At 67.9% G+C, this 20622-nt stretch carries 21 protein-coding genes; 7 read left to right on the top strand and 14 right to left on the bottom strand.

Annotated features, from left to right (window positions below):
- Window positions 1-14: 14 nt before the first annotated feature.
- Together Q0599_RS04115 and Q0599_RS04110 are read right to left on the bottom strand one after the other, a co-directional pair.
- Entirely contained in the window at window positions 15-494 is a 480-nt protein-coding gene (locus Q0599_RS04115) for a TlpA disulfide reductase family protein (RefSeq protein ID WP_298826122.1), read from the bottom strand.
- A complete protein-coding gene (locus Q0599_RS04110) occupies window positions 491-1321 on the bottom strand; it encodes an MBL fold metallo-hydrolase (RefSeq protein ID WP_298826477.1) in 831 nt (276 codons plus the stop codon). Before Q0599_RS04110 ends, Q0599_RS04115 begins: the two co-directional genes overlap by 4 nt.
- A gap of 252 nt (window positions 1322-1573) precedes the next feature.
- On the opposite strand from Q0599_RS04110, the gene Q0599_RS04105 reads away from it, so the two are divergent.
- Entirely contained in the window at window positions 1574-1891 is a 318-nt protein-coding gene (locus tag Q0599_RS04105; RefSeq protein ID WP_298826120.1) for a c-type cytochrome, read from the top strand.
- Between the two features lie 11 nt (window positions 1892-1902).
- The gene (locus Q0599_RS04100) at window positions 1903-3183 is read left to right on the top strand and encodes an NAD(P)/FAD-dependent oxidoreductase (protein ID WP_298826118.1); all 1281 of its coding nucleotides are present in this window, start codon (window positions 1903-1905) and stop codon (window positions 3181-3183) included.
- A 70-nt stretch (window positions 3184-3253) separates the two neighbouring features.
- Here Q0599_RS04100 and Q0599_RS04095 read toward each other — a convergent pair whose 3' ends face one another.
- The 10 genes from Q0599_RS04095 to soxC all read right to left on the bottom strand — a co-directional run bounded on the left by Q0599_RS04095 (window position 3254) and on the right by soxC (window position 12087).
- Window positions 3254-3847, bottom strand: a complete 594-nt coding sequence (locus Q0599_RS04095) for a c-type cytochrome (protein ID WP_298826114.1) — start codon at window positions 3845-3847, stop codon at window positions 3254-3256.
- 29 nt (window positions 3848-3876) lie between these two features.
- A complete protein-coding gene (locus tag Q0599_RS04090) occupies window positions 3877-4992 on the bottom strand; it encodes a YeeE/YedE family protein (protein ID WP_298826112.1) in 1116 nt (371 codons plus the stop codon).
- A gap of 15 nt (window positions 4993-5007) precedes the next feature.
- The gene (locus tag Q0599_RS04085) at window positions 5008-5421 is read right to left on the bottom strand and encodes a DsrE family protein (RefSeq protein WP_298826109.1); all 414 of its coding nucleotides are present in this window, start codon (window positions 5419-5421) and stop codon (window positions 5008-5010) included.
- Between the two features lie 30 nt (window positions 5422-5451).
- Window positions 5452-7179 carry a thiosulfohydrolase SoxB gene (gene soxB / locus Q0599_RS04080; protein ID WP_298826106.1) on the bottom strand — a complete coding sequence of 576 codons (1728 nt, stop codon included), beginning with the start codon at window positions 7177-7179 and terminating at the stop codon, window positions 5452-5454.
- 60 nt (window positions 7180-7239) lie between these two features.
- Window positions 7240-7881, bottom strand: coding sequence for a sulfur oxidation c-type cytochrome SoxX (gene soxX, locus Q0599_RS04075; RefSeq protein ID WP_298826103.1), 642 nt, complete (start codon window positions 7879-7881; stop codon window positions 7240-7242).
- A gap of 20 nt (window positions 7882-7901) precedes the next feature.
- On the bottom strand, window positions 7902-8696 hold the full coding sequence (soxA, locus tag Q0599_RS04070; protein WP_298826101.1) for a sulfur oxidation c-type cytochrome SoxA: 795 nt from the start codon (window positions 8694-8696) through the stop codon (window positions 7902-7904).
- Window positions 8697-8709: 13 nt separating this feature from the next.
- Window positions 8710-9021 carry a thiosulfate oxidation carrier complex protein SoxZ gene (gene soxZ, locus Q0599_RS04065; protein ID WP_298826099.1) on the bottom strand — a complete coding sequence of 104 codons (312 nt, stop codon included), beginning with the start codon at window positions 9019-9021 and terminating at the stop codon, window positions 8710-8712.
- A 49-nt stretch (window positions 9022-9070) separates the two neighbouring features.
- Window positions 9071-9529 carry a thiosulfate oxidation carrier protein SoxY gene (gene soxY, locus Q0599_RS04060; protein ID WP_298826097.1) on the bottom strand — a complete coding sequence of 153 codons (459 nt, stop codon included), beginning with the start codon at window positions 9527-9529 and terminating at the stop codon, window positions 9071-9073.
- A 115-nt stretch (window positions 9530-9644) separates the two neighbouring features.
- Window positions 9645-10694 (bottom strand): c-type cytochrome, encoded by a 1050-nt coding sequence (locus Q0599_RS04055; protein ID WP_298826095.1) that lies wholly within the window; start codon window positions 10692-10694, stop codon window positions 9645-9647.
- Window positions 10678-12087, bottom strand: a complete 1410-nt coding sequence (gene soxC / locus Q0599_RS04050; RefSeq protein ID WP_298826092.1) for a sulfite dehydrogenase — start codon at window positions 12085-12087, stop codon at window positions 10678-10680. The genes Q0599_RS04055 and soxC overlap by 17 nt, the downstream gene beginning before the upstream one ends.
- 230 nt (window positions 12088-12317) lie before the next feature.
- Here soxC and Q0599_RS04045 point away from each other — a divergent pair, with 230 nt between their 5' ends.
- The 5 genes from Q0599_RS04045 to Q0599_RS04025 all read left to right on the top strand — a co-directional run bounded on the left by Q0599_RS04045 (window position 12318) and on the right by Q0599_RS04025 (window position 18978).
- Complete coding sequence (locus tag Q0599_RS04045; RefSeq protein ID WP_298826476.1) at window positions 12318-13217, top strand: SDR family NAD(P)-dependent oxidoreductase; 900 nt, start codon at window positions 12318-12320, stop codon at window positions 13215-13217.
- 69 nt (window positions 13218-13286) lie between these two features.
- Complete coding sequence (gene yajC / locus Q0599_RS04040) at window positions 13287-13619, top strand: preprotein translocase subunit YajC (RefSeq protein WP_298826089.1); 333 nt, start codon at window positions 13287-13289, stop codon at window positions 13617-13619.
- A gap of 90 nt (window positions 13620-13709) precedes the next feature.
- Window positions 13710-15599: a protein translocase subunit SecD gene (gene secD / locus Q0599_RS04035; RefSeq protein ID WP_298826086.1), complete on the top strand. Its 1890-nt coding sequence runs from the start codon at window positions 13710-13712 to the stop codon at window positions 15597-15599.
- Window positions 15600-15611: 12 nt separating this feature from the next.
- Window positions 15612-16643 carry a protein translocase subunit SecF gene (gene secF / locus Q0599_RS04030; RefSeq protein WP_298826082.1) on the top strand — a complete coding sequence of 344 codons (1032 nt, stop codon included), beginning with the start codon at window positions 15612-15614 and terminating at the stop codon, window positions 16641-16643.
- A 52-nt stretch (window positions 16644-16695) separates the two neighbouring features.
- Window positions 16696-18978 carry a DUF1631 family protein gene (locus tag Q0599_RS04025; RefSeq protein ID WP_298826079.1) on the top strand — a complete coding sequence of 761 codons (2283 nt, stop codon included), beginning with the start codon at window positions 16696-16698 and terminating at the stop codon, window positions 18976-18978.
- A gap of 6 nt (window positions 18979-18984) precedes the next feature.
- On the opposite strand, the gene Q0599_RS04020 is transcribed toward Q0599_RS04025, so the two are convergent.
- Together Q0599_RS04020 and dprA are read right to left on the bottom strand one after the other, a co-directional pair.
- Complete coding sequence (locus Q0599_RS04020; protein WP_298826076.1) at window positions 18985-19437, bottom strand: DUF494 family protein; 453 nt, start codon at window positions 19435-19437, stop codon at window positions 18985-18987.
- Between the two features lie 69 nt (window positions 19438-19506).
- Window positions 19507-20613, bottom strand: a complete 1107-nt coding sequence (gene dprA, locus Q0599_RS04015) for a DNA-processing protein DprA (RefSeq protein WP_298826073.1) — start codon at window positions 20611-20613, stop codon at window positions 19507-19509.
- Between the last annotated feature and the right edge of the window lie 9 nt (window positions 20614-20622).

The raw sequence follows: 20622 nt of genomic DNA, 5'->3' as shown, positions 1-20622 counted from the left end.
TCCCGGTGCGGTGCTCAGGCGAGCCTGAGCAGTTCCATCACGTCTTCCTCGAACATCTCGCCGGGCACGGCCTGCTTGAGGCGCCCCTTGCGATCGATCAGCAGCGTCAGCGGAATGATGCGCCGAGACGCCAGCGCGGCAGCCAGCGCGTCGTGGTCCAGGCTGACCGGGAACGCATAGCCGTTGGCAGCGAGGTAGCGCCGCACCGCAGCCGCGTCTCGGTCGCGCGAGACAGTGAGCACCTGCGGCCCGCCGTCGGCGGTGGCGCGGTAGAGCCTGTCGATGTGCGCGTTGTGGCGCTTGCAGAAGGGACAGCTCACCGACCAGAACACCACCACCTTGGCGCGCTCGGGCACCGGTGTCCAGGGCGAGCCGTCGAGCAATGTCACCTCGGGCCAGCGCACAGCCTCGCCCGGCGCCGCGGGGATGGCCGCGACCGGCGCGGCGGCAGCGGCAGCCAGGCTCGCCAACAGCGTGCGGCGCTTCAGCGTCATCGCGCCTCGTGCTCCATCTGCAGGTAGGTGTTGTAGGCGTTGATGCGGTTGGCGGCACGGAACAGCGGCAGCTTGTCGAAGCGCGACCAGTCCGCATTCGCGTACGCCTCCTCGAAGGGCTCCATGTTACGCGCCGCCTCGCCCATCGTCCGACGCAGGTGGACGAGGTAGTCGCGCGTCATCTCGAGGTCGGCGCGTGCGCTCGTCGAGGCCGGTCCGTGGCCGGGCACGACCAAGTCGATCTCGTAGGACAGCAACGTGTCGAGCGCGGCAACCCAGTGCCCGCTGTCGGCCTGCCCGACGTAGGGCACGCGGCCACGGAACACCAGGTCGCCGGCGAACAGCGTGCGCAGCTGGGGCACATAGACCACCATGTCCTCCGGCGTGTGCGAAGGTCCGACGGGCTGCAGGCGGAACTCGGTGCCGCCGAGCGTGAGCGTCACGGGCCCGTCGACCCAGCGGTCGGCCGGCACGAGCCGGGTGTTCTCGTCGATCCAGGGAAACAGATCCTCGCGGCTGGCCTTCAGCCGCTGTGCCGCGGTCTCCGAGTTGAGGTAGGTGCCCGCAGCGCGGTGGGCGATCACCGTGGCACCGGCCGCCTTGAATGCCTGCAGGCCGTAGATGTGGTCGGCGTGGTAATGGGTGACGATCACGTGACGCACCGGCAGCGGCGTGATGCGGCGGATCTGCGCGAGCAGCTCTTCGGCCAGTGGGGGTGAGCCGAGCGCATCGATCACCACCACCCCGTCCTGGGTCACCACGAACGCGGCATTGGAGATGAAGTTGCGGTTCGCCGACGAGCCGAGGGCGGAACTGCCCTGCACCATCCACGCTCCGGGTGCAACCGGCACCGGCACCGGCACCGGGCTGTCCTGCGCGAGTGCGGCATCGCCGAGCAGCGCGCCCAGCAGCAGCGCGCCGAAAGTCTTCAGGATCAGCTCCTTCGATAAGCACCAGTTCATTCGCATTGACTGATATTGGAAGGCCTCCGAACACCGGTTGGCAAGTGCATAAACCCGGAGGCGCCAGGGGTTACCTTGGTCCACAATGGCCGCATACCAACGCCGAGGAGACCGACAATGCATGTCTGCCGCACCCTGGCCGCCGCTGTGCTGGCGCTGGCCGCACCCTGGGCCCACGCGCAGGGCCAGGACCCGAACCTGGCGCGCAACCTCGCCGCCACCTGCGCCAATTGCCACGGCACGAACGGCAACGCCCGCGGCAAGGAAGTCAAGCCGCTGGCCGGCGTCTCGGCCGAGAAGATTCTTGCGCTGATTGCCGACTTCAAGAGCGGCGCCCAGCCGGCGACGATCATGCACCAGATCTCCAAGGGCTACACCGACGAGCAGTTGAAGCTCATCGCGAATTACTTCGCTGCCCAGAAGCCCGCCCAGTGAGGAGCCGCACGATGAATCAAGCCCTGTTCTCCCGTCGGCGCCTGCTCGGCGCTTCGGCCGCGTTTGGCGGCCTGGCCTTGTCCGGTTGCGCCACCACCGCCTCGGGCCCGTCGATCGGCCGCGTGGTCGTGGTCGGCGGCGGCTTCGGTGGCGCCACCGCGGCGCGCTATCTCAAGATGTGGGGTGGCAACGTGGACGTCACGCTGGTGGAGCGCAATGCCAGCTTCGTCTCCTGCCCGATTTCCAACCTGGTGATCGGCGGCTACAAGCAGATCGGCGACATCACGCGTGGCTACGGCGGCCTGAAGGCCATGGGCGTGAAAGTCGTGCAGGGCGAGGTGACGGCGATCGACGCCGCCGGCAAGAAGGTGCGCCTGGCCGACGGCAGCACGCTGACCTACGATCGCTTGGTGGTGTCGCCCGGCATCGACTTCATGACCGAAGCCGTGGCCGGCCTCGGCACGCCGGCCGCGCAGGCGAAGTTCCTGCACAGCTGGAAGGCCGGCGCGCAAACCGTCGCGCTGCGCCAGCAGCTCGAGTCCATGCGCGACGGCGGCGTGTTTGCGATCTCCATCCCGAAGGCGCCGTACCGCTGCCCGCCCGGGCCCTACGAGCGCGCCTGCATGGTCGCTTCCTACCTGAAGCAGGCCAAGCCGAAATCCAAGCTGCTGGTGCTCGACGCCAACCCCGATATCACGTCGAAGAAGGGCCTGTTCGAGAAGGCCTTCAAGCAGCACTACGACGGCATCCTGGAGTACCGCCCGAACGCCGAGCTCAAGGAGGTCGATGCCGCCAGCGGCAGCGCCAAGCTGGAGTTCGAGGACGTCAAGGCCGACGTGCTCAACGTCATCCCGCCGCAGCGCGCCGGCGACCTGGCGCGTGCGGCCGGGCTGGTCAACGTCAACAACCGCTGGGCCGGCGTGAACTGGCTGACGATGGAGTCGACCGCGCTGCCCGGCGTGCACGTGCTCGGCGACGCGACCTTTCCGGCGCCGACCATGCCCAAGTCCGGCCACATGGCCAACCAGCAGGCCAAGGTGGCGGCGGCGGCCATCATCCAGCTGCTCAAGGGCGAGGCGGTCAACGGCGCGCCGGTGGTGATGAACACCTGCTACAGCTTCGTGACAGCGCGCGACGTCGTCCACGTTGCCTCGGTGCACCAGTACGACGCCGAGCAGAAGACCTTCCTGCCGGCGAAGGGCGCGGGCGGCGTATCCGCCGCGGCCAACCAGGTGGAAGCCCGCTACGCGCTGTCCTGGGCCGACAACATCTGGGGCGACATGCTGGCGTGATCGCAGCCAGCGCCGGCCAACGACAGGGGCCTGCTGCGCAGGCCCTTTGTCTTGGCCGGCACCGTGCAGGCTATTGCAGTCCGCTGACGTAGCTCGACACCGCCTTCAGCTCCAGTTCGCTGAGCTTGGAGGCGATCGTGTGCATCACGGCGTTGTCGTTGGTGCGCTCGCGTCTGCTGAACGCCTTGAGCTGGTTCTCCACGTACTGGGCATGCTGCCCGCCCAGCCGTGGCAGCTTGTCGGTGCCGTGCCCGGCGGCGCCGTGGCAGTCGGCGCAGGCAGCCACGCCCGAATAGGGATTGCCGCGGTTGTAGATGAAGCGGCCCATCTGCGCGAGCTCGGGGTCGGCGACTTCGTGCTTGCGCGTCGGCTTCGACTCGAAATACATGCCGAGCAGGCGGAAGTCGTCGGCCGACAGGTCCGACACCATGGACTGCATGGTGTCGTTCTTGCGCCGGCCCGACTTGTAGTCGGCCAGCTGCCGCGCGACGTAGGCGGCGTGCTGGCCAGCCAGGCGCGGGAACACCGGGCTGGAGCTCTCGCCCTCCAGCCCGTGGCAAACGAAGCACTTGCCCTCGACGATCTCGACGGCGCGGGTCAGGTCGGCGGCATGCGCCACGGGAACCGCAGCAGCGAACGCGGTGGCGAGCAGGATGCGGCGCATGGTCTCTCTCGTGCGTCGTTGCAGGGATGTCAGGAAAAGGCGCGGCTGTGCGGCACGGCCTGGTCGCCCAGGTTCGGCTGGGCGGCCTCGTGGCCGTGCTGGTCGAGGAGCCGGTCGGTGACGGCCGCGCCGGCCCACATGGCGGTCAGCGTGACCCATGACGTGACGGTGAACACGGCTGCCCCGGAAAGGCCGGCGCCGACCGCGCAGCCGCCGGCGGTCATGCCGCCGAAGCCCATCAGCACCGCGCCAATCAGGTAGCGCCGCATCGAGGCGCCACCGGCGAAGCCTTCCAGCTTGAGCTCGCGGAACAGCGCGGCGGCGACGAAGGAGCCGAGGAACACGCCGGGCACGAGGCCGAAGTCGAAGGTCGGCGGCCTGTCGTGAGCGAACAGCACGCGCGTCAGCACCTCGGCGGAGGGTCCGGTGAAACTGAGCGCCTGGATGGGCGCGAGGCCAGCTTCCATGGAGGTGGCGGCGATCGTTGCGGTGAGCCACCAGGCTGCGGCGATCGACAGACCGACCGCGCTCGCTCCGGCCCAACCCCAGGGGGCGACGCGCTGCCGCCTTGCCCACAGGATGGCGGCGACCAGCCATACCGCGGCGAACAGCAGCGCACCGCCGCGGCCGAGGCCGGTGAGCACGGTGAGGTCACGCGAGGCGCCCCCCTCGACGGTCCACCAGGCCGAGATGGTCTCGCGCCAGGGTGCCAGTGCGCCGGTCCAGGCCGCCTGCGCGGTGACGGCGAACACCAGCCCCGACAGCACCGAACGCAGGTTGCCTTGCGCGGCCAGCACCAGCAGCCGACTGGAGCAGCCTCGCGCGAGGATCATGCCGATGCCAAACAGCAGTCCGCCGACCGCCGCCCCCGACAGACTGCCGCGCGTGGCGAGCTGCCTCGCGTTGCCCACGTCCATGACGCCGAGCGCGACGAGGCCCTGCGTGGCGAGCAGCGCGATCGCGAAGGCGAACAGCCAGACCGTCAGCTTGCCGCCGTGCACGCCACGCGCGAACTCGATCACCGCCGAGCGCAGGCAGAAGCGAGAGCGCTGAGCGAAGAAGCCGAACACGAAGCCGATGGCCAGGCCGCCGGCCGCGAGCACCGGTGCCTGGCCGAAGCGATCGAGCAGCGTCTCCAGGCTCATCGGTGAAGCGCCGTTCTAGGGCTTGATGTAGGCGGCGCCCTCGCGCTGCAGCTTGGCCACGCGCACCACGCCGGAGGGCGTGAACGCAGCCTCCTCGATGAACTGTTCCTTCTTCAGGTTGCGGTTCTTCAGCGTGATCTCGCACACCTCGAACTTCACGCCGCGCGCCACCAGATCCTGCACGGCCACCTCGTAGGGATTGCCGTTGCGGTCCTTGGCGTCCTTCATCAGGAAGTCCACGCCGTTGGCGTGGGCCACTGCCGTGAGCCTTGCCGACGGGTCCACGTCGAGGTGGTTCTTCATGTTGCGCAGGCCCTTGAGCGCCTGCGCCGCGTCGCTGTCGAAGTGGTAGACGACCTTGTCCTGGGCCATCGCCCCGGCGGCGGCAAAGCCCAGCACGAAGGTGGCCAGCAGTCGGCGGATGTTCATCGTCGTCTCCTCGTCGTGGTGGAAGGTCCGTCAGGCCAGGCCCGGATTGCCCTGGACGCCGATCAGGCGCGGCGTGTTGATGCGGCGCGGCGCGACGCGGCCCTTGGCCTTGAGCCATTGCTCGACCACGTCCCAGACCTGCTTGTTGCCGGCGTTCTTCGCCTCCTCAGACACGGGCGCCCAGCCGGCCACCTTGTAGGTCTTGGCAGCGTCGATCGCCTTGCCGCCGAGGCGCATGTCGGTGATGCGCGAACCCATCTTGGCCCCTGGCTCGATGGCGTACGACAGGCCGCCCACACGAACCATGTCGCCGCCCTGCTGGTAGTAGGGGTCCGGATTGAAGAGGTTGTCGGCCACGTCCTCGAGGACGGTCTTGATCATCTCGCCGCTCATCTCGGTGACGGTGGCGTAGGAGTAGGTGGTGGCCAGCTGGTCCATCATCAGCTCGCGCGTGATCACGTCTCCGGGCAGCAGCGAGGTGCCCCAGCGGAAGCCGGGCGAGAAGGCGATCGGCGCGCCCTGCACCTCCATCAGCGCGTCGCAGACGAGCTGGTCCCAGCTGCCGTTGAAGTTGCCGCGGCGGTACAGCGTGCCGTCGGTCACCGCCAGCTTCTCGGCCAGCTTGCCCTCGTAGGGGGCGCGGATCTTCGCGATCAATGCAGCCATCTCGGCGTCGGGCCGGATCTGGTTGGCGAACACCGGCAGCAGCTTGTAGCGGAAGTCGGCGACCTTGCCGTCCTTCACGTCGAAGTCGAGCACGCCGAGGAACTTGCTGTTGCTGCCCGCGTTGGTGACGAGGGTCGTGCCGCCGGCGTTCTTCACCGGCACCGGCACCGGCATGCCGTCGTGGGTGTGACCGCCGAGGATCGCGTCCACGCCGCGCACGCGCGAGGCCATCTTCAGGTCGACGTCCATGCCGTTGTGCGACAGCACGACGACCACCTGTGCGCCCTTGCCGCGCGCCTCGTCGACCATCTTCTGCAGGTTGTCGTCCTGGATGCCGAAGCTCCAGTCGGCCACCATGTAGCGCGGGTTGGCGATCGGCGTGTAGGGGAAGGCCTGGCCGATGATCGCCACCGGCACGCCGTTGATCTGCTTGATCACGTAGGGCGGGAACACCGGGTCGCCGAAGTCGGTGGTCTTGACGTTCTGCGCGACGAAGTCCACCTTGCCCTTGAAGTCCTTCTCGACGATCTCCTTCACCCGCTCCATGCCATAGGTGAACTCCCAGTGGCCCGTCATCACGTCCACGCCGAGCAGCTTGCAGGCGTCGACCATGTCCTGTGCATTGGTCCACAGGGAGGTGGCCGAACCTTGCCAGGTATCGCCGCCATCGAGCAGCAGTGCGCCAGGGCGGCTCGCCTTCATGCGCTTGACCAGGGTGGCGAGCTCGGCGAAGCCTCCGACCTTGCCGTATCGCTTCGAGGCGGTCTCGAAGTCGATGAAGGTGTAGGCGTGCGCCTCGCGCGTGCCGGGGCGCAGGCCGGCCTTCTTCAGCAGACGCTCGCCGACCAGGTGCGGCAGCGCGCCGGTCATGCTGCCCACGCCGAGGTTGACGCTCGGTTCGCGGAAGCGGATCGGCAGCAACTGCGCGTGGCAGTCGGTCATGTGCAGCAGGGAGACGTTGCCGAAGCGAGGCAGGTCGTAAAGCGCCTGTTCGGCGGTGGCGGCGTCGGCCTCGGCATGGCGGGCCAGCCCCATGCCGGCCACGCCGGCGGCGCCCAGCACCTGCAGGAAGTCGCGCTTGCTCAGACTCATGATAAGTATTGGCTTATGTTTTGGTGACCAAAAAGCCCGCGGCGGCGGGCTCTTCGGAGATCACTGGTTGACGGGCGACCTCGGATCGAGCAGCAGGGCCATCACGTGGCGCAGCTGATCCTCGTTGAGCAGCTTCATGTGGCCGAAGCGCGGCATGTTCGAGCAGGCGGCGTAGGCCTTGCTGTTCCACAACTTGCCCCAGGTGTACTGCACGACCGCGGCGGTGGCCGGATCGGCCACGTCCTTCACGCCGCGCAGCTTGCCGTAGTTCCACAGGCTCGGGCCGATGCTGCCGTAGGAGATCTCCTTCTTGTCGATCTGGTGGCAGTTGTAGCAGTTGGCGCCGTTGGCCTTCGGGTCGTCGGACTTGTCGGTCCAGGTCATGCCGCGGCCGTTCTGCGCCAGCTTCTCGCCTTCGCGCCAGTCGCCGATGTAGCGGCCCCCCTCGGGCCACTGGATGCTGGCCAGCGATTCGGCCTCGATCCGCTTCGCGACGGCTTCGCTCGGCGCCTTGTCGGACGAGCAGGCGCTCTGACCGAGATCCTGGTTCAGGCGGTCGGCCTTGGCGATGCCCTGGGTACGGAACGACGCCTTCATCAGGTCGAGCGTCAGCTTGTCCAGATCCTGCGGTGAAGGCGTTGTCGCACACCCGGCGACGATGGCGGCTGCGATGCAGGCTGCGGCGATCAGGGTCTTCTTCATCGTGGTGGTCCTTGCCGGATTCAGCGCTTGATGGCCGGTGCGATGGACTCGGCGCCCTTGGCGTTCACGCCCATGAAGACGCCCAGTGCGATGGTCGGCTCGGTGCCGAAGCCGGGGAAGGGGAAGCGTTGTTGCCGGTAGCAGTCGTTCAGGCGCAACTGCATGCCCCACATCTGGCCGTTGCTGACGCGGTAGGCCGGCCAGGCCGCGAAGCCGATTCCGTCGCCCGGGTTCTTGGTCAGATTGGGCAGGTCCTGCAGGCGGATGCGCTTGCCGTCCTCGCCGTGACAGGAGGCGCACGAGAAGTCCATCGGGCCGGCGCGGTAGAAGAACACCCGCTTGCCGACTTCGTACATCTTCTTCTCTTCGCCATGCCCCTGCGGCAGGTTGAAGCGCAGGCCGCGCGACTCGGCGGCGATCCAGGTCGCCAGCGCAGTCACGTTGGCCTGCTCACCCTTGCCGAACGGCGTACTGGCAATCTCGGCGCCGTTGAAGCCCTGCAGCGTCTCCATGCAGGTGACCAAGCGCGTCTCCAGATCCTGCACTCGCTTCGTGTCCGCGAAATAGCGCGGCAGTTCCACGAAGACGCCTTTCACCACGCCCGGGCCCTTGCCCAAGTCGCATTGCTCGAGCGTGGCGTTCTTCGGGCCGCGTTTCTGCTTCCAGAGGGCTTCGCCCTTGGCCTCGAACAACTCGGCCGGGTTGCCGTCTGCAAGCATCGCGCGGTATTCGGCAATGCCGTCGGCAGCGCTCTTCTGCGCGAAGGCGGCCGCCGAAGCGGCGGCCAAGGCGGTGGTGAGGATCAGATGGCGCATGGTGTGGACCTTCTCAGCTGACGGTGGCTTCGTCGGTGCGGCTGTCGCCCTTGTTGTCCTTCCAGCTGATCGCGACCTTGTCGCCGGCCTTGGCGCCCTTGATCGTGAACTGCAGGAACGGGTTCTTCGCCACCGACGGGCCCCACTGGGCCGTCATCACCGGCTTGCCGTTGTGGCTGGCGCTGACTTCCTGGATGAACCAGGCGGGGATCGTCTTGCCGGACGAGTCCTTGCGCTGGCCGGTCTCCATCTCGTGGCTCATCAGCACGCGAACGGTGGTCTTGTCGCCGGCGGCTTGAGCGCGGATGCGCATCGGGTCTGCCATGTCTTGCTCCTTGGGATTCTGTAGGGGGTATTGACGTCAGCGGGCCTGTTCAGCCGCCGCAGCCGCCCAACGTGACCTTGATTTCCTTCTGCGCGAAGAACACCTTGTTGTCGCCGGTGATCGCCACGGCGATCACGTTGGACGACTGGCCCATCTTCACGCGCGTGGAGATGTTGGTCTCCACCGCATCGGTGAGTTCGAACATCGCCGCCAGCATGGCCGGGTTCTTCTCGACCAGCAGCAGCAGGCGCTTGACGCCGGGCAAGTTGGACGACGCACCGACCGGCACGACGGCGCCGTTCTCGGCGATGTCGGGACCGGTGATGGTGACGTCCTTGCTCTCGGCAGGGCCCGAGGTGCCCAGCGCCTTCATCAGGTCGCCCATGTTCTTGGCCTCGAAGGCGGCCTGCGACCAGGCAGCCTGGGCCGCCTGGGGCAGCAGCCCCAACCCTGCCAGCGCGGCAGCCACGGACGCGCTGCGCGTCAGCATTTCTCGACGGGTTTGCATTTCGTTCTCCTGTGGAGTCAACGGATGGTATTCAGGCAGAGGGACCACTGACTCGGTGATTCCCCTCGCTGTACAGGCATGTCAACGGATAACCGGGTGGGGTATTCCAGAATGCTCATTTCTTTGCGCCGTCGGCAAGCCACTGCGCGATCGATCTTGCGTCCGCTTCGGGCAGGCTTTGCGGCGGCATCGGGATCGCGCCCCACGTGCCGCTGCCACCCGCGCGGATCTTGGCAGCCAGGTAGTTCGCCGCATCGTCCTGGCCTGCGTACTTCTTGCCGATCTCGACGAATCCCGGACCGACCAGCCGGGTCTCCTGTGCGTGGCAGGCGACGCAGCCGTTCTTGCCCAGCAGCGACAGCGCTGCTGGCGCCTCGGCCTTGGCGACGGGCATGGCTGACGGCTTTGCCGACTGCGCACCCGGCGGGAGCGTCGTGTCGGCGCCATGCTGCGCACCCACCATGCGGTTCTGCTCGGCAAGGTTGCCGTGGGCATTGCGCGCGTGGTCGGGCAGGAACGAGGCGAGCTTGGCCTCGACCGCGCAGTTCGTCATGCATGACGAGCCCTGCACGTCGGGCTTGCGCGGCTTGCCGCCCGGCCACATGGCGTGGTCGGTGGCCACGCCGTTGCGGTTGGGCAGCAGCGCCTGCGCCTGCGCCATGGTGGCGTCGCTGAGCACGAAGTCCGCCGGCACGACATCGCCGAGGTTGAGCAGGAAGGCAGTGACCGCATAGACCTCGTCGGGCGTGAGCGACTTCGGCGCCGTCCACGGCATCGCGCGGTAGATGTAGTCCCACAGCGTCGAGACGGTGGACACCTTCATCAGCGTGGTGCGGCCGGGGAAGGCCTCGTCGGTCAGGCGTGCCACGCGGCCGGTCTTCACGTCCTCCTTGGTCGTGCCGCCGACCAGCGGCGAGAAGGTCGAGTTGGACTCACCGAAGATGCCGTGGCAGGACGCGCACTTCGCCTCCCAGATGTCCTGGCCCTGGCTGACCGAGCCCTTGCCCTTGGGCAGGCCCTTGAAGTCCGGGCGCACGTCGATGTCCCAGGCGGCGATTTCCGACGGTGTGGCGTCGCGGCCAATGCCTTGGAAGGCCTGTTGTGCCGATGCGGCGCCCGTCGCGAACAGGATCGCCGCGACCAGCAGATCACGAGAGTTGAACATTCTTCACCTCGCCGCTCTCCTGCACCAGCCAGGACTGGATCGAATTGTTGTGATAGATCGAGCGGGAGCCGCGCACGGCGCGGTTCTGCCGATAGGTCGGCTGCACGTGGCCGCTCTCGTCGGTGGCGCGGCTCTGCACGATGGCCGGCTTGCCGTCCCACACCCAGTCGATGTTGAAGCGCGTCAGACACTTGGACATCACCGGCCCCTCGAGGCGCGCCTGCCGCCAATTGCGCCCGCCGTCGACCGACACGTCCACTCGCTTGACCTTGCCGCGGCCCGACCAGGCCAGGCCCGAGATGTTGTAGAAGCCCTTGTCGAGCAGCACCTGGCCGCCCGACGGCGTGGTGACCACGCTCTTCACCTCCTGCGTGCTCGTGTACTGGCGGTGCAGTCCGCCTGGCATCAGGTCGACGTAGTGGATCGTCTCGTCCTTGGTGCCGTAGGGCTTGTCGCCGACCTCGATGCGGCGCAGGTACTTGACCCAGCTCACGCCCTGCACACCGGGCACCACCAGGCGCAGCGGGTAGCCGTTCTCCGGGCGCAGCATCTCGCCGTTCTGGCCGTACGCGACCAGCACCTCGCCGGACTCGACCAGTTCCATCGGGATGGTGCGCGTCATCGAGGAGCCGTCGGCGCCCTCGGCGAGCACGTAGCGGGCGCGCTTGTAGTCGACGCCGGCCATGTCGAACAGGATGCGCAGGGGGATGCCCGTGAACTCGCTGCACGACAGCATGCCGTGCGTGTACTGCACCGTCGGCACGGCGACGTTGCCCCACTCCATGCCGGTGTTGGCGCCGCACTCGATGAAGTGGAAGCGCGACACGCTGGGCAGCCGCATGATCTCGTCCATCGTGAATACCATCTGCTTCTTCAGCAACGACGGGTCCGAGCCGTTGAGCATCAACCGGTGCTTGGACGGGTCGATGTCCCACCAGCCCTGGTGGTGGCGCTCGAAGTGCAATCCGGCTGGCGTGACGATGCCGAACAGCGACTGCAGCGGTGCGAACGACACCGAGGCCTGCGAGGTCTGCGTCAGCCCCGGGCTGGGGCGGCGCTGCACGTTGGCTTCGTACTTCGAGGGCTTGCCGTAGCCGTCGGTGGCCACCGGCTGGCCGAGGCCCTTGCTGTGCTCGGGCAGTTCGAGGATGTTGGCGTCGCCGCCGGCCTTGGGCACGGGGTTCGACTGTGCGACAGCCAACGGCGCCGCGCCTGCGGCGGCCGCTGCGGCGAAAGCATTGCGGATGAAGTCGCGCCGGCCTTGGCGGGCCTCGACAAACACGGTGCGAACGCCGCTCTTGTCGACGAAGCCTTCCGGGGCACGCTGCAGGCGGCCGGGCGGATGGGAGTCTCGTTCCACGGGGTCTCCAGACGGGTGGGTCAGAAAGAGCATCTGTATATAAGCAAGAATGAATATTAACCTGACGCAATGAGGACTGGATCAGGGGAAACGATAGGGAGGGCGGCGGCAGAGGTGAGCGAGCGATGCGCCGGGCCGGCGCGCCGGCCGTTGCTCGTCGGCGGGACTGAGGTGGACTGTGCAAAATGGGTTATCAAAACATTCGGCTGGGAACGGAGCGCCTGCTGGGCGCCTGCGCCTGGCGACCTGATCGAAAGGACATGATGAGCATTCGATTCGACGGCCAGGTGGCCATCGTCACCGGCGCAGGAGGCGGCCTGGGCCGGCAGCATGCGCTGGCCCTCGCGGCACGCGGCGCCAGGGTGGTGGTGAACGACTTCGGCCGCGCCGTGGAAGGCCAGACGACGAGCGCTGCCGAGACGGTGGTGCGCGAGATCGAAGCGGCCGGCGGCGTGGCCGTGGTCAATACCGCCTCGGTGACCGACGAGGCCGGTGTGGCCGCGATGGTCGCCGACACGATGGCGCGCTGGGGCCGCATCGACGTCCTCGTCAACAACGCCGGCATCCTGCGAGACAAGACCTTCGCCAGGATGGACCTGGCCGATTTCCGCCTCGTGCTCGACGTCCACCTGATGGGCGCGGTGAACTGCACCCACGCCGTCTGGCCGATCATGCGCGCGCAGAAGTACGGCCGGGTGGTCATGACGACATCGTCCTCGGGGCTGTACGGCAATTTCGGCCAGTCGAATTACGGGGCCGCCAAGATGGCCCTGGTGGGCCTGATGCAGACCCTCGCGCTGGAAGGCGCCAAGGACGGCATCCGCGTCAACTGCCTGGCGCCCACCGCGGCGACGCGCATGACCGAGGGGCTGCTGCCGCCGGAGGTGCTGGCCAGGCTGACGCCCGAGTCGGTGACGCCCGGGCTGCTGTACCTCGTCTCGGCCGACGCGCCGACGCGAGCCATCCTCTGCGCCGGTGCGGGCACATTCGAGCGTGCCTACGTGACGATGACCGAGGGTGTGCACATCGGCGCGGCCGTCGACGCCGCAGAGCAGGTGGCGGCGCGATTCGCCGAGATCTCCGACCGCGGCGGCGAGATCGTGCCCGACAGCGGCAACGCCCAGGGCAGCAACGAGGTTGCACAGGCATTGCGGAAGGCTTGAAGCCCCGCCCGTACAATCCTGCGGTTTTGCCTCTGGGTTGCCCGGGGGCGCACTAGCGAGGACGTCCCCGTGTTCATTTCCCAAGCATTCGCACAGGCCCCCGCCCCGGCCGCCGCACCCGAGTCCTTTCTGGGCAGCCTTGGCAGCATGCTGCCGCTGCTGCTCATGTTCGTGGTGCTCTACTTCGTGATGATCCGCCCGCAGATGAAGCGCCAGAAGGAGCACAAGGCCATGATCGAAGCCCTGGCCAAGGGCGACGAGGTGGTCACCGGCGGCGGCATGATCGGCCGCGTTTCCAAGCTGGGCGAAAGCTACGTGCACGTCGAAGTGGCCAACGGCGTCGAGATCCAGCTGCAACGCACGGCGATCGTGCAGGTGCTGCCGAAGGGCACGTTCAAGTAATCACGGGCCAGGCCAACGAGTGAACGTGCGGTCCGCCAGGAGCGGACCGCTTGTCGCTGGCGCACGGCCCTGGCCGGCAAGGAACCCGTCATGAACCGCTACCCGCTGTGGAAATACGCGACCCTGCTGGTCGCACTTCTCGTCGGACTGGTCTACACCCTGCCGAACTTCTTCGGCGAGGCGCCTGCCGTGCAGGTCAGCAGTGCCAAGGCGACGCTGAAAGTTGACACGAGCCTGGTGCCGCGCGTCGAACAGGCGATTGCCGCCGCCGGCCTGCAAGCCGATTTCGTGCAGGTCGACGGTACGTCGGTGCGGGCGCGCTTCACGACCTCCGACGACCAGCTCAAGGCCAAGGACGCGATCGACAAGGCGCTCAACCCCGACCCGGCGGACCCGAGCTACATCGTTGCGCTGAACCTGTTGTCGCGCTCGCCGCAATGGCTGACCTCCCTGCACGCGCTGCCCATGTACCTCGGCCTGGACCTTCGCGGCGGCGTGCACTTCCTGATGCAGGTCGACATGAAGTCGGCGCTGACCAAGAAGGCCGAGGCGCTGACCGGCGACATCCGCACGCTGCTGCGCGACAAGAACCTGCGCCACGCGGGCATCGCACGCGATGGCAACAACCTCGACATCCGCTTCCGCGATGCCCAGACGATGGACGCGGCGCGCGGCCTGCTGACCGATCAGCTGCCCGACCTGACCTGGACCGGATCACCCGATGGCGCCGAGTTCAGGCTCTCCGGCGTGCTCAAGCCCGAGGCTGCGCGCAAGGTGCAGGAGACGGCGGTCAAGCAGAACATCACGACGCTGCACAACCGCGTCAATGAACTGGGCGTGGCCGAGCCGGTGATCCAGCAGCAGGGCCTGGATCGGGTCGTCGTGCAGTTGCCCGGCGTGCAGGACACGGCAAAGGCCAAGGACATCATCGGTCGCACCGCCACGCTGGAAGTGCGCATGGTCGAGGACAGCGCCGAAGCTGCGGCGGCAGCCGCCGGCAGTGGCCCGGTGCCCTTCGGCACCGAGCGCTACGTCGAGCGCGGCGGCTCGCCGCTGATCCTCAAGCGCCAGGTGATCCTGACCGGCGAGAACCTGGTCGACGCGCAGGCCGGTTTCGACAGCCAGACGCAGGAGCCCACCGTCAACCTGACGCTCGACGCCAAGGGTGCGCGCATCTTCCGCGACGTCACGCGCGACAACGTCGGCAAGCGCATGGCCATCCTGCTCTTCGAGAAAGGCAAGGGCGAAGTGGTCACGGCGCCGGTGATCCGCAGCGAGATCGGCGGCGGGCGAGTGCAGATCTCCGGCCGCATGACCACGGTGGAGGCCAACGACACCGCGCTGCTGCTGCGCTCGGGCTCGCTGGCCGCGCCGATGGAGATCATCGAGGAGCGCACCATCGGCCCGAGCCTGGGCGCCGAGAACATCGCCAAGGGCTTCAACAGCGTGCTCTACGGCTTCGTGGCGATCGCGGCCTTCATGTGCGTCTACTACCTGCTGTTCGGCGTGTTCTCCACGCTGGCGCTGGCCTTCAACGTACTGTTGCTGATCGCCCTGCTGTCGATGCTGCAGGCGACGCTGACGCTGCCCGGCATCGCCGCCATCGCCCTGGCGCTGGGCATGGCGATCGACGCCAACGTGCTGATCAACGAGCGCGTGCGCGAGGAGCTGCGCAACGGCGCCTCGCCGCAGATCGCGATCAACACGGGCTACGAGCGCGCCTGGGCGACCATCCTCGACTCGAACGTGACGACACTGATCGCCGGCGTGGCGCTGCTGGCCTTCGGATCCGGTCCGGTGCGCGGCTTCGCGATCGTGCACTGCCTGGGCATCCTGACCTCGATGTTCTCTGCGGTGATGTTCTCTCGCGGCCTGGTCAATCTCTGGTACGGCCGCCAGAAGAAGCTCAGGAACGTGTCGATCGGCCAGGTGTGGAAACCAGCGCCCGGCGCCGGCAGCGAACCGGCCGCCAAGGCCTGAGGGGGGCCGACCATGGAATTCTTCCGCATCCGCCGCGATATCCCGTTCATGCGCCACGCGTTGGTGCTGAACGTCATTTCGGCCGTGACCTTCCTCGCCGCGGTGTTCTTCATCGCCACGCGCGGCCTGCACCTGTCGATCGAGTTCACCGGCGGCACCGTCATCGAGGTCGCCTACCCTCAGGCGGCCCCTCTGGAAAAGGTGCGTGCCAGCGTCGACGCGCTGAATTTCGGCGAGGCTCAGGTGCAGAACTTCGGCACCTCCCGCGACGTGCTGATCCGCCTGCCGGTGCGCGGCGACGTCAAGCAGGCCGACGTGGTCGGCCGTGTCTTCGGCGCCTTGTGCCAGGCCGAGGGAGCCAGCACCAGCTCGGTACAGCTGACCACCGACAAGGGCGAGTCGGTCAGCAAGGTGGTCTGCGGCCAACCGGGGGCCGAGCCGCTAACGCTGCAACGCAGCGAATTCGTCGGACCATCGGTCGGCTCCGAACTCGCACGAGACGGCGCCTACGCGCTGCTGGCCACCGTGATCGGCATCATGCTGTACCTCGCCGTACGTTTCGAGTGGAAATTCTCGGTGGCGGGCATCCTGGCCAACCTGCACGACGTGGTCATCATCGTCGGTTTCTTCGCCTTCTTCCAGTGGGAGTTCTCGCTGGCCGTGCTGGCGGCCGTGCTGGCGGTGCTGGGCTACTCGGTGAACGAGTCGGTGGTCATCTTCGACCGTGTTCGCGAGGCCTTCCGGAAGTTCCGCAAGCTGAGTCCGCGCGAGGTCATCGACCACGCCATCACCAGCACCATCAGCCGCACAATCATCACCCACGGCAGCACGCTGATGATGGTGGTGTCGATGTACATCTTCGGCGGCGCAACGTTGCACTATTTCGCGCTGGCGCTGATGATCGGCATCCTGTTCGGGATCTACTCCTCCGTGTTCGTCGCCGCCGCGATCGCGATGTGGTTGGGCGTGAAGCGTGAAGACTTGGTGCGACAGGGCCCCAAGGAAACCGATCCGGACGACCCGAACGCCGGGGCCGTGGTGTAGAGTCCTTCCGAGTCCTCCCAGCGAGCCCCGAGCCCCACCCCATCCAATGGCGATGACGCCCGCGACCCAGTCCGCGCTGGCCCAGCAGGCCCGGCGTGCCTATGTCGAAGGGACGTTGCGTGGTCTGCCCGGGGTGGTAGAGGCGGTGGAGCGCGGCGCCAAGGCGCTGGCCGGGCAAACGGCGGAGCCGTCGGTGGCGATGAAGCGGCGCGACGTCGTCCTCGATCTGCAGAAGGCGGCGCCGTTCTGGCAGCAGGGCATGATCACGATGCTGCGCAGTGCCTTGAACAGCGGCATGGTGTCGGCCTCGCGGCCCGGCGATCTGCCGAGCCCGTCCAACCGCAGCGCGGCGCTGAGCCTGGTCGACGACGACACGATCGAGCACGAGATTCTCAGCTCGCGCCTCGCCCTGGCGATGATGGACCGGGCCTCGTGGGAGTTCAGTGACCTGCGCTCGCGCATCGGCCAGCTCGAGAAGCGCGAGGACATGGATCCGAACGACGCCTTCCGTCCCCATGTGCTGGCGCGCATTGCCACTGCCTCATGGCGCGCGGCGGGGCTGAGTCTGGACACCTGGCGACTGCTGCAAACGGTGCTGCACGAAGAGTTTGCGCAATTCGTCGAGGAGGGTTACCACGAGATCAACACCTGGCTCGTGCAGCGCCGCGTGATGCCCGAGGTCGATCTGCGGCCGTACATCAGGCGGTCGACCAACTCGGCCTGGGTCGGTTCGGTCGTCTCTGGCGTCCACACCATGCCTGGAGCGACCACCTCGGGCCAAGGTCGCATGGGCGTGGGCGACGAGACTCGGCTGATGACGCGCGCCGGCCCCCTCGCGCGCGGCATCGACCACGCCGAAGCGGTGCTCGGGCGGCTGAACAAGCTGATCGGCCGCCAGTTGCCGGAGTTCGTCGCCACGCAGCAGGTAGGCACACCCGCCTCGCCAGCGCTGCGTGCGGCAATCTCCGAGGCCCAGCAGGGCATCGCGCGGAGGCTGGTCCAGGCCGGAGCTGCCGCGGCCGATGTGGGGGCAGTCAGCACCCCGGCGATGCTGGAGGAACTGCACCAGCGCAAGCAGGCCCTGAAGCAGGCGGCGGCCACGCCGGTCGAGCGCGCCACCATCGAGATCGTGGCGCTGCTGTTCCAGAGCATCCTCACCGAGGAGCGCATACCCGCCGCGGTGCGCGTGTGGTTCGCGCGGCTGCAGATGCCCGTGCTGCGCGTGGCGGTCAGCGAGCCCGACTTCTTCGCCACCGTGGACCACCCGGCGCGCAAGCTGATCGACCGCATGGGCGCCTGCGTGATGGGCTTCGACGCCACCGGCCGCGCCGTCGCGGACCTGCTCGAGAAGGAGATCAAGCGCGTCGTGCAGGTGGTCGAGGCCTACCCGGACACCGGTCGCCGCGTCTTCCAGACCGTGCTGACCGAGTTCGAGAAGTTTCTCGAGCATTACTTCAAGGACGCCAACGAGGCCTCGCGCAAGGGCGTGTCGCTCGCCCAGCAGGTCGAGCAGCGCGAGACGATGGCAATCCAGTACACCATCGAACTGCGCAAGATGCTCAACGAGGTACCCGTGCAGGAGGGCGTGCGCGAGTTCCTCTTCCAGGTCTGGGCCGACGTGCTGGCGATGACCGCGGTGAAGTCCGGCGGCGCGCAGAGCGAGCAGACGAAGGCGATGAAGCGCGCCGCGGCCGATCTGATCTGGTCGGCCAGCGCCAAGGTCTCCCGCGAGGAGCGCGCCGAGGTCATTCGTAGGCTGCCGCCGCTGCTGAAGACGCTGCGCGAAGGCATGGAGCATGCCGGCGTGCCGGTCGAGAAGCAGGACGAGCACATCCAGAAGCTGAACAACTCGCTGGCCGCGGCCTTTACCGCCAAGGCGGCAGTGATTCCGCACGAGCGGCTCGAGGAGCTGATGGGCCGGCTCGAGACGCTGGAGGAACTGCTGCCCGAAGCCGCTGACGTCGAGATCGACGAGTCGATGGTGCTGGATCTGTCCGGCCACGAGAGCTCCGAGCTCGAGGTGGTGGGCGAGGGCGGCTCGATGCCAACGCCGGCGATGCTCGCCTGGGCGCGCGAGCTGCAGGTCGGCAGCTGGTACATGCTCGACTACCGCGGCCGCAACGAACAGGTGCAGCTCGCCTGGCAGGGCCTGCGCAAGCAGCTCACGCTGTTCGTCTCGCCGCAGGGCCGCGGGATCCTCTTCCAGCAGCACCGCCTGGCGGCGTTCCTGCAGGCGGGCCTGCTGGTGCCGGCGCAGGAGGAGTCTCTCACGGTGAAGGCCACGCGCAGTGCGCTGGCCAAGCTCGACGTCGACCCGAGCCGACTGTTGAACTGACGCGAGTCAGTGGATCAGCCGCTCTTCCGGCGCGACGAACAACTCGTCGAGGATGAGCGCGTCGGGCTCTTCGCCCAGGCTCCAGAAGACCATCAGCACGATGATCTTCAGATCCTCGAGATCGATCGGGCCGCCGCTGATCACGCTGGCGCGGTCGATGACCATCTCGCGCATCGGCGGGGGCAGCACGCCGGCGGACTCGAGGAAGCTGATGAAGCCGATCGACTCTTCGCCGAGATGCTCCTGCTCCTGCGACGAGAAGACGCGCAACGCACCGGCGCCCTGATCGCCGACATAGGACTCCGAGGCTGTCGCCAGCCCGTCGAGCCAGCGAAGCGCTTCCTGGATCTCGTCCGACTCGAAGCCCACCGACGACAGCTTGCGGGTCAGCTGATCATGGTCGGGACACGCATCGGGCCGCCAGTAGTTTTCGTACAGGTACACGAGCACGTCGAACATCGGCTCACTATACCCCAGCGATACCCGATGGGGGCGTGAAGTTTGGCGAAGCCCCAACCCTCGGCTGGTTCATCCCCGGCCGAGGCGCTGGAAGCGCTGGCCGGGCAGGCGGGCGACACGTCCGGCGAGCTCGAGATCGAGCAGGCGGGCGTTCAGCTCGGCGGCGCTCCAGCCGGTGCGTGCCACCAGCTCATCCAGTCCGATGGGATCGTGGCCCATGGCCTCGAGCAGCGGGTGCGCTGGTCCGGCATCGATCGCCGGTGCCGGCACCGACGCGGCCATGCCCAGTTCCTCCATCACGTCCTGGGCCGTCTCGACCAGTTTGGCGCCCTGCTTGATGAGAGCGTGGCAGCCGCGGGACTGGGGCGCATGGATCGAGCCTGGGATGGCGAACACCTCCCGCCCGGCCTCCACGGCCAGCCGCGCCGTGATCAGCGAGCCGGATTGCAGGTTCGCCTCCACCACCAGGGTGCCGCGCGTGAGGCCCGCGATGATGCGGTTGCGTTGCGGGAAGTGGGGCGGTAGTGGCGGCGTGCCAAGCGCGTATTCGCCGACGATCAGGCCGCGCTCGGCGACTCGCCTGGCCAGTTCAGCGTGTCGCCGCGGATAGACCTGGTCCAGCCCCGTCCCGACCACCGCCACTGTGCTGCCCGTGGTGTCGATCGCGCCTGCATGGGCTGCACCGTCGATGCCCAGCGCCAGCCCGGAGACGATCGTCAGACCTGCGTTGCCGAGCTGTGCCGCGAATGCGCCCGCATCAAGTCGGCCCTGGGGGGTCGCGTGGCGGCTGCCCACGATGGCGAGCGAGTCGGCACGCAACAACTCGACGCGGCCGATCGCGTAAATCAGCAGCGGAGGGTCGGCTGTCTGCAGCAGCATGGCCGGGTAATCCGGGTCGCCAAGTGTCACGATGTGCCGTGGCGGTCCTCCGTCGGCGCGCAACCAGGCCAGGGTGTCCCGCAGCAGTCCGGCCTGTCCCAGGGCGGGCTCGGCCAGCGCCCTCGCGGCCGCGCCGCCGACCACCGTGGTGCGCGCCGCAACGCCGGCACGGAACACGGCCTGCGGCGACCCGAAGGCGGCCAGCAGGCGGCGTGCGGCCGCGCGGCCGACGTCCGGGGTCTCGAGCAGCCGCAGCCAGGCGGCGAGTTCGTCCGCGTCGCAGTCGCGGCCGTGCATGTCAGCCGG

The organism is uncultured Piscinibacter sp. (assembly GCF_937952055.1).
GTDB lineage: Bacteria > Pseudomonadota > Gammaproteobacteria > Burkholderiales > Burkholderiaceae_C > Piscinibacter.
The sequence above is the reverse complement of the archived record's forward strand: the minus strand, read 5'-3'. Positions and strand labels throughout refer to the sequence as shown.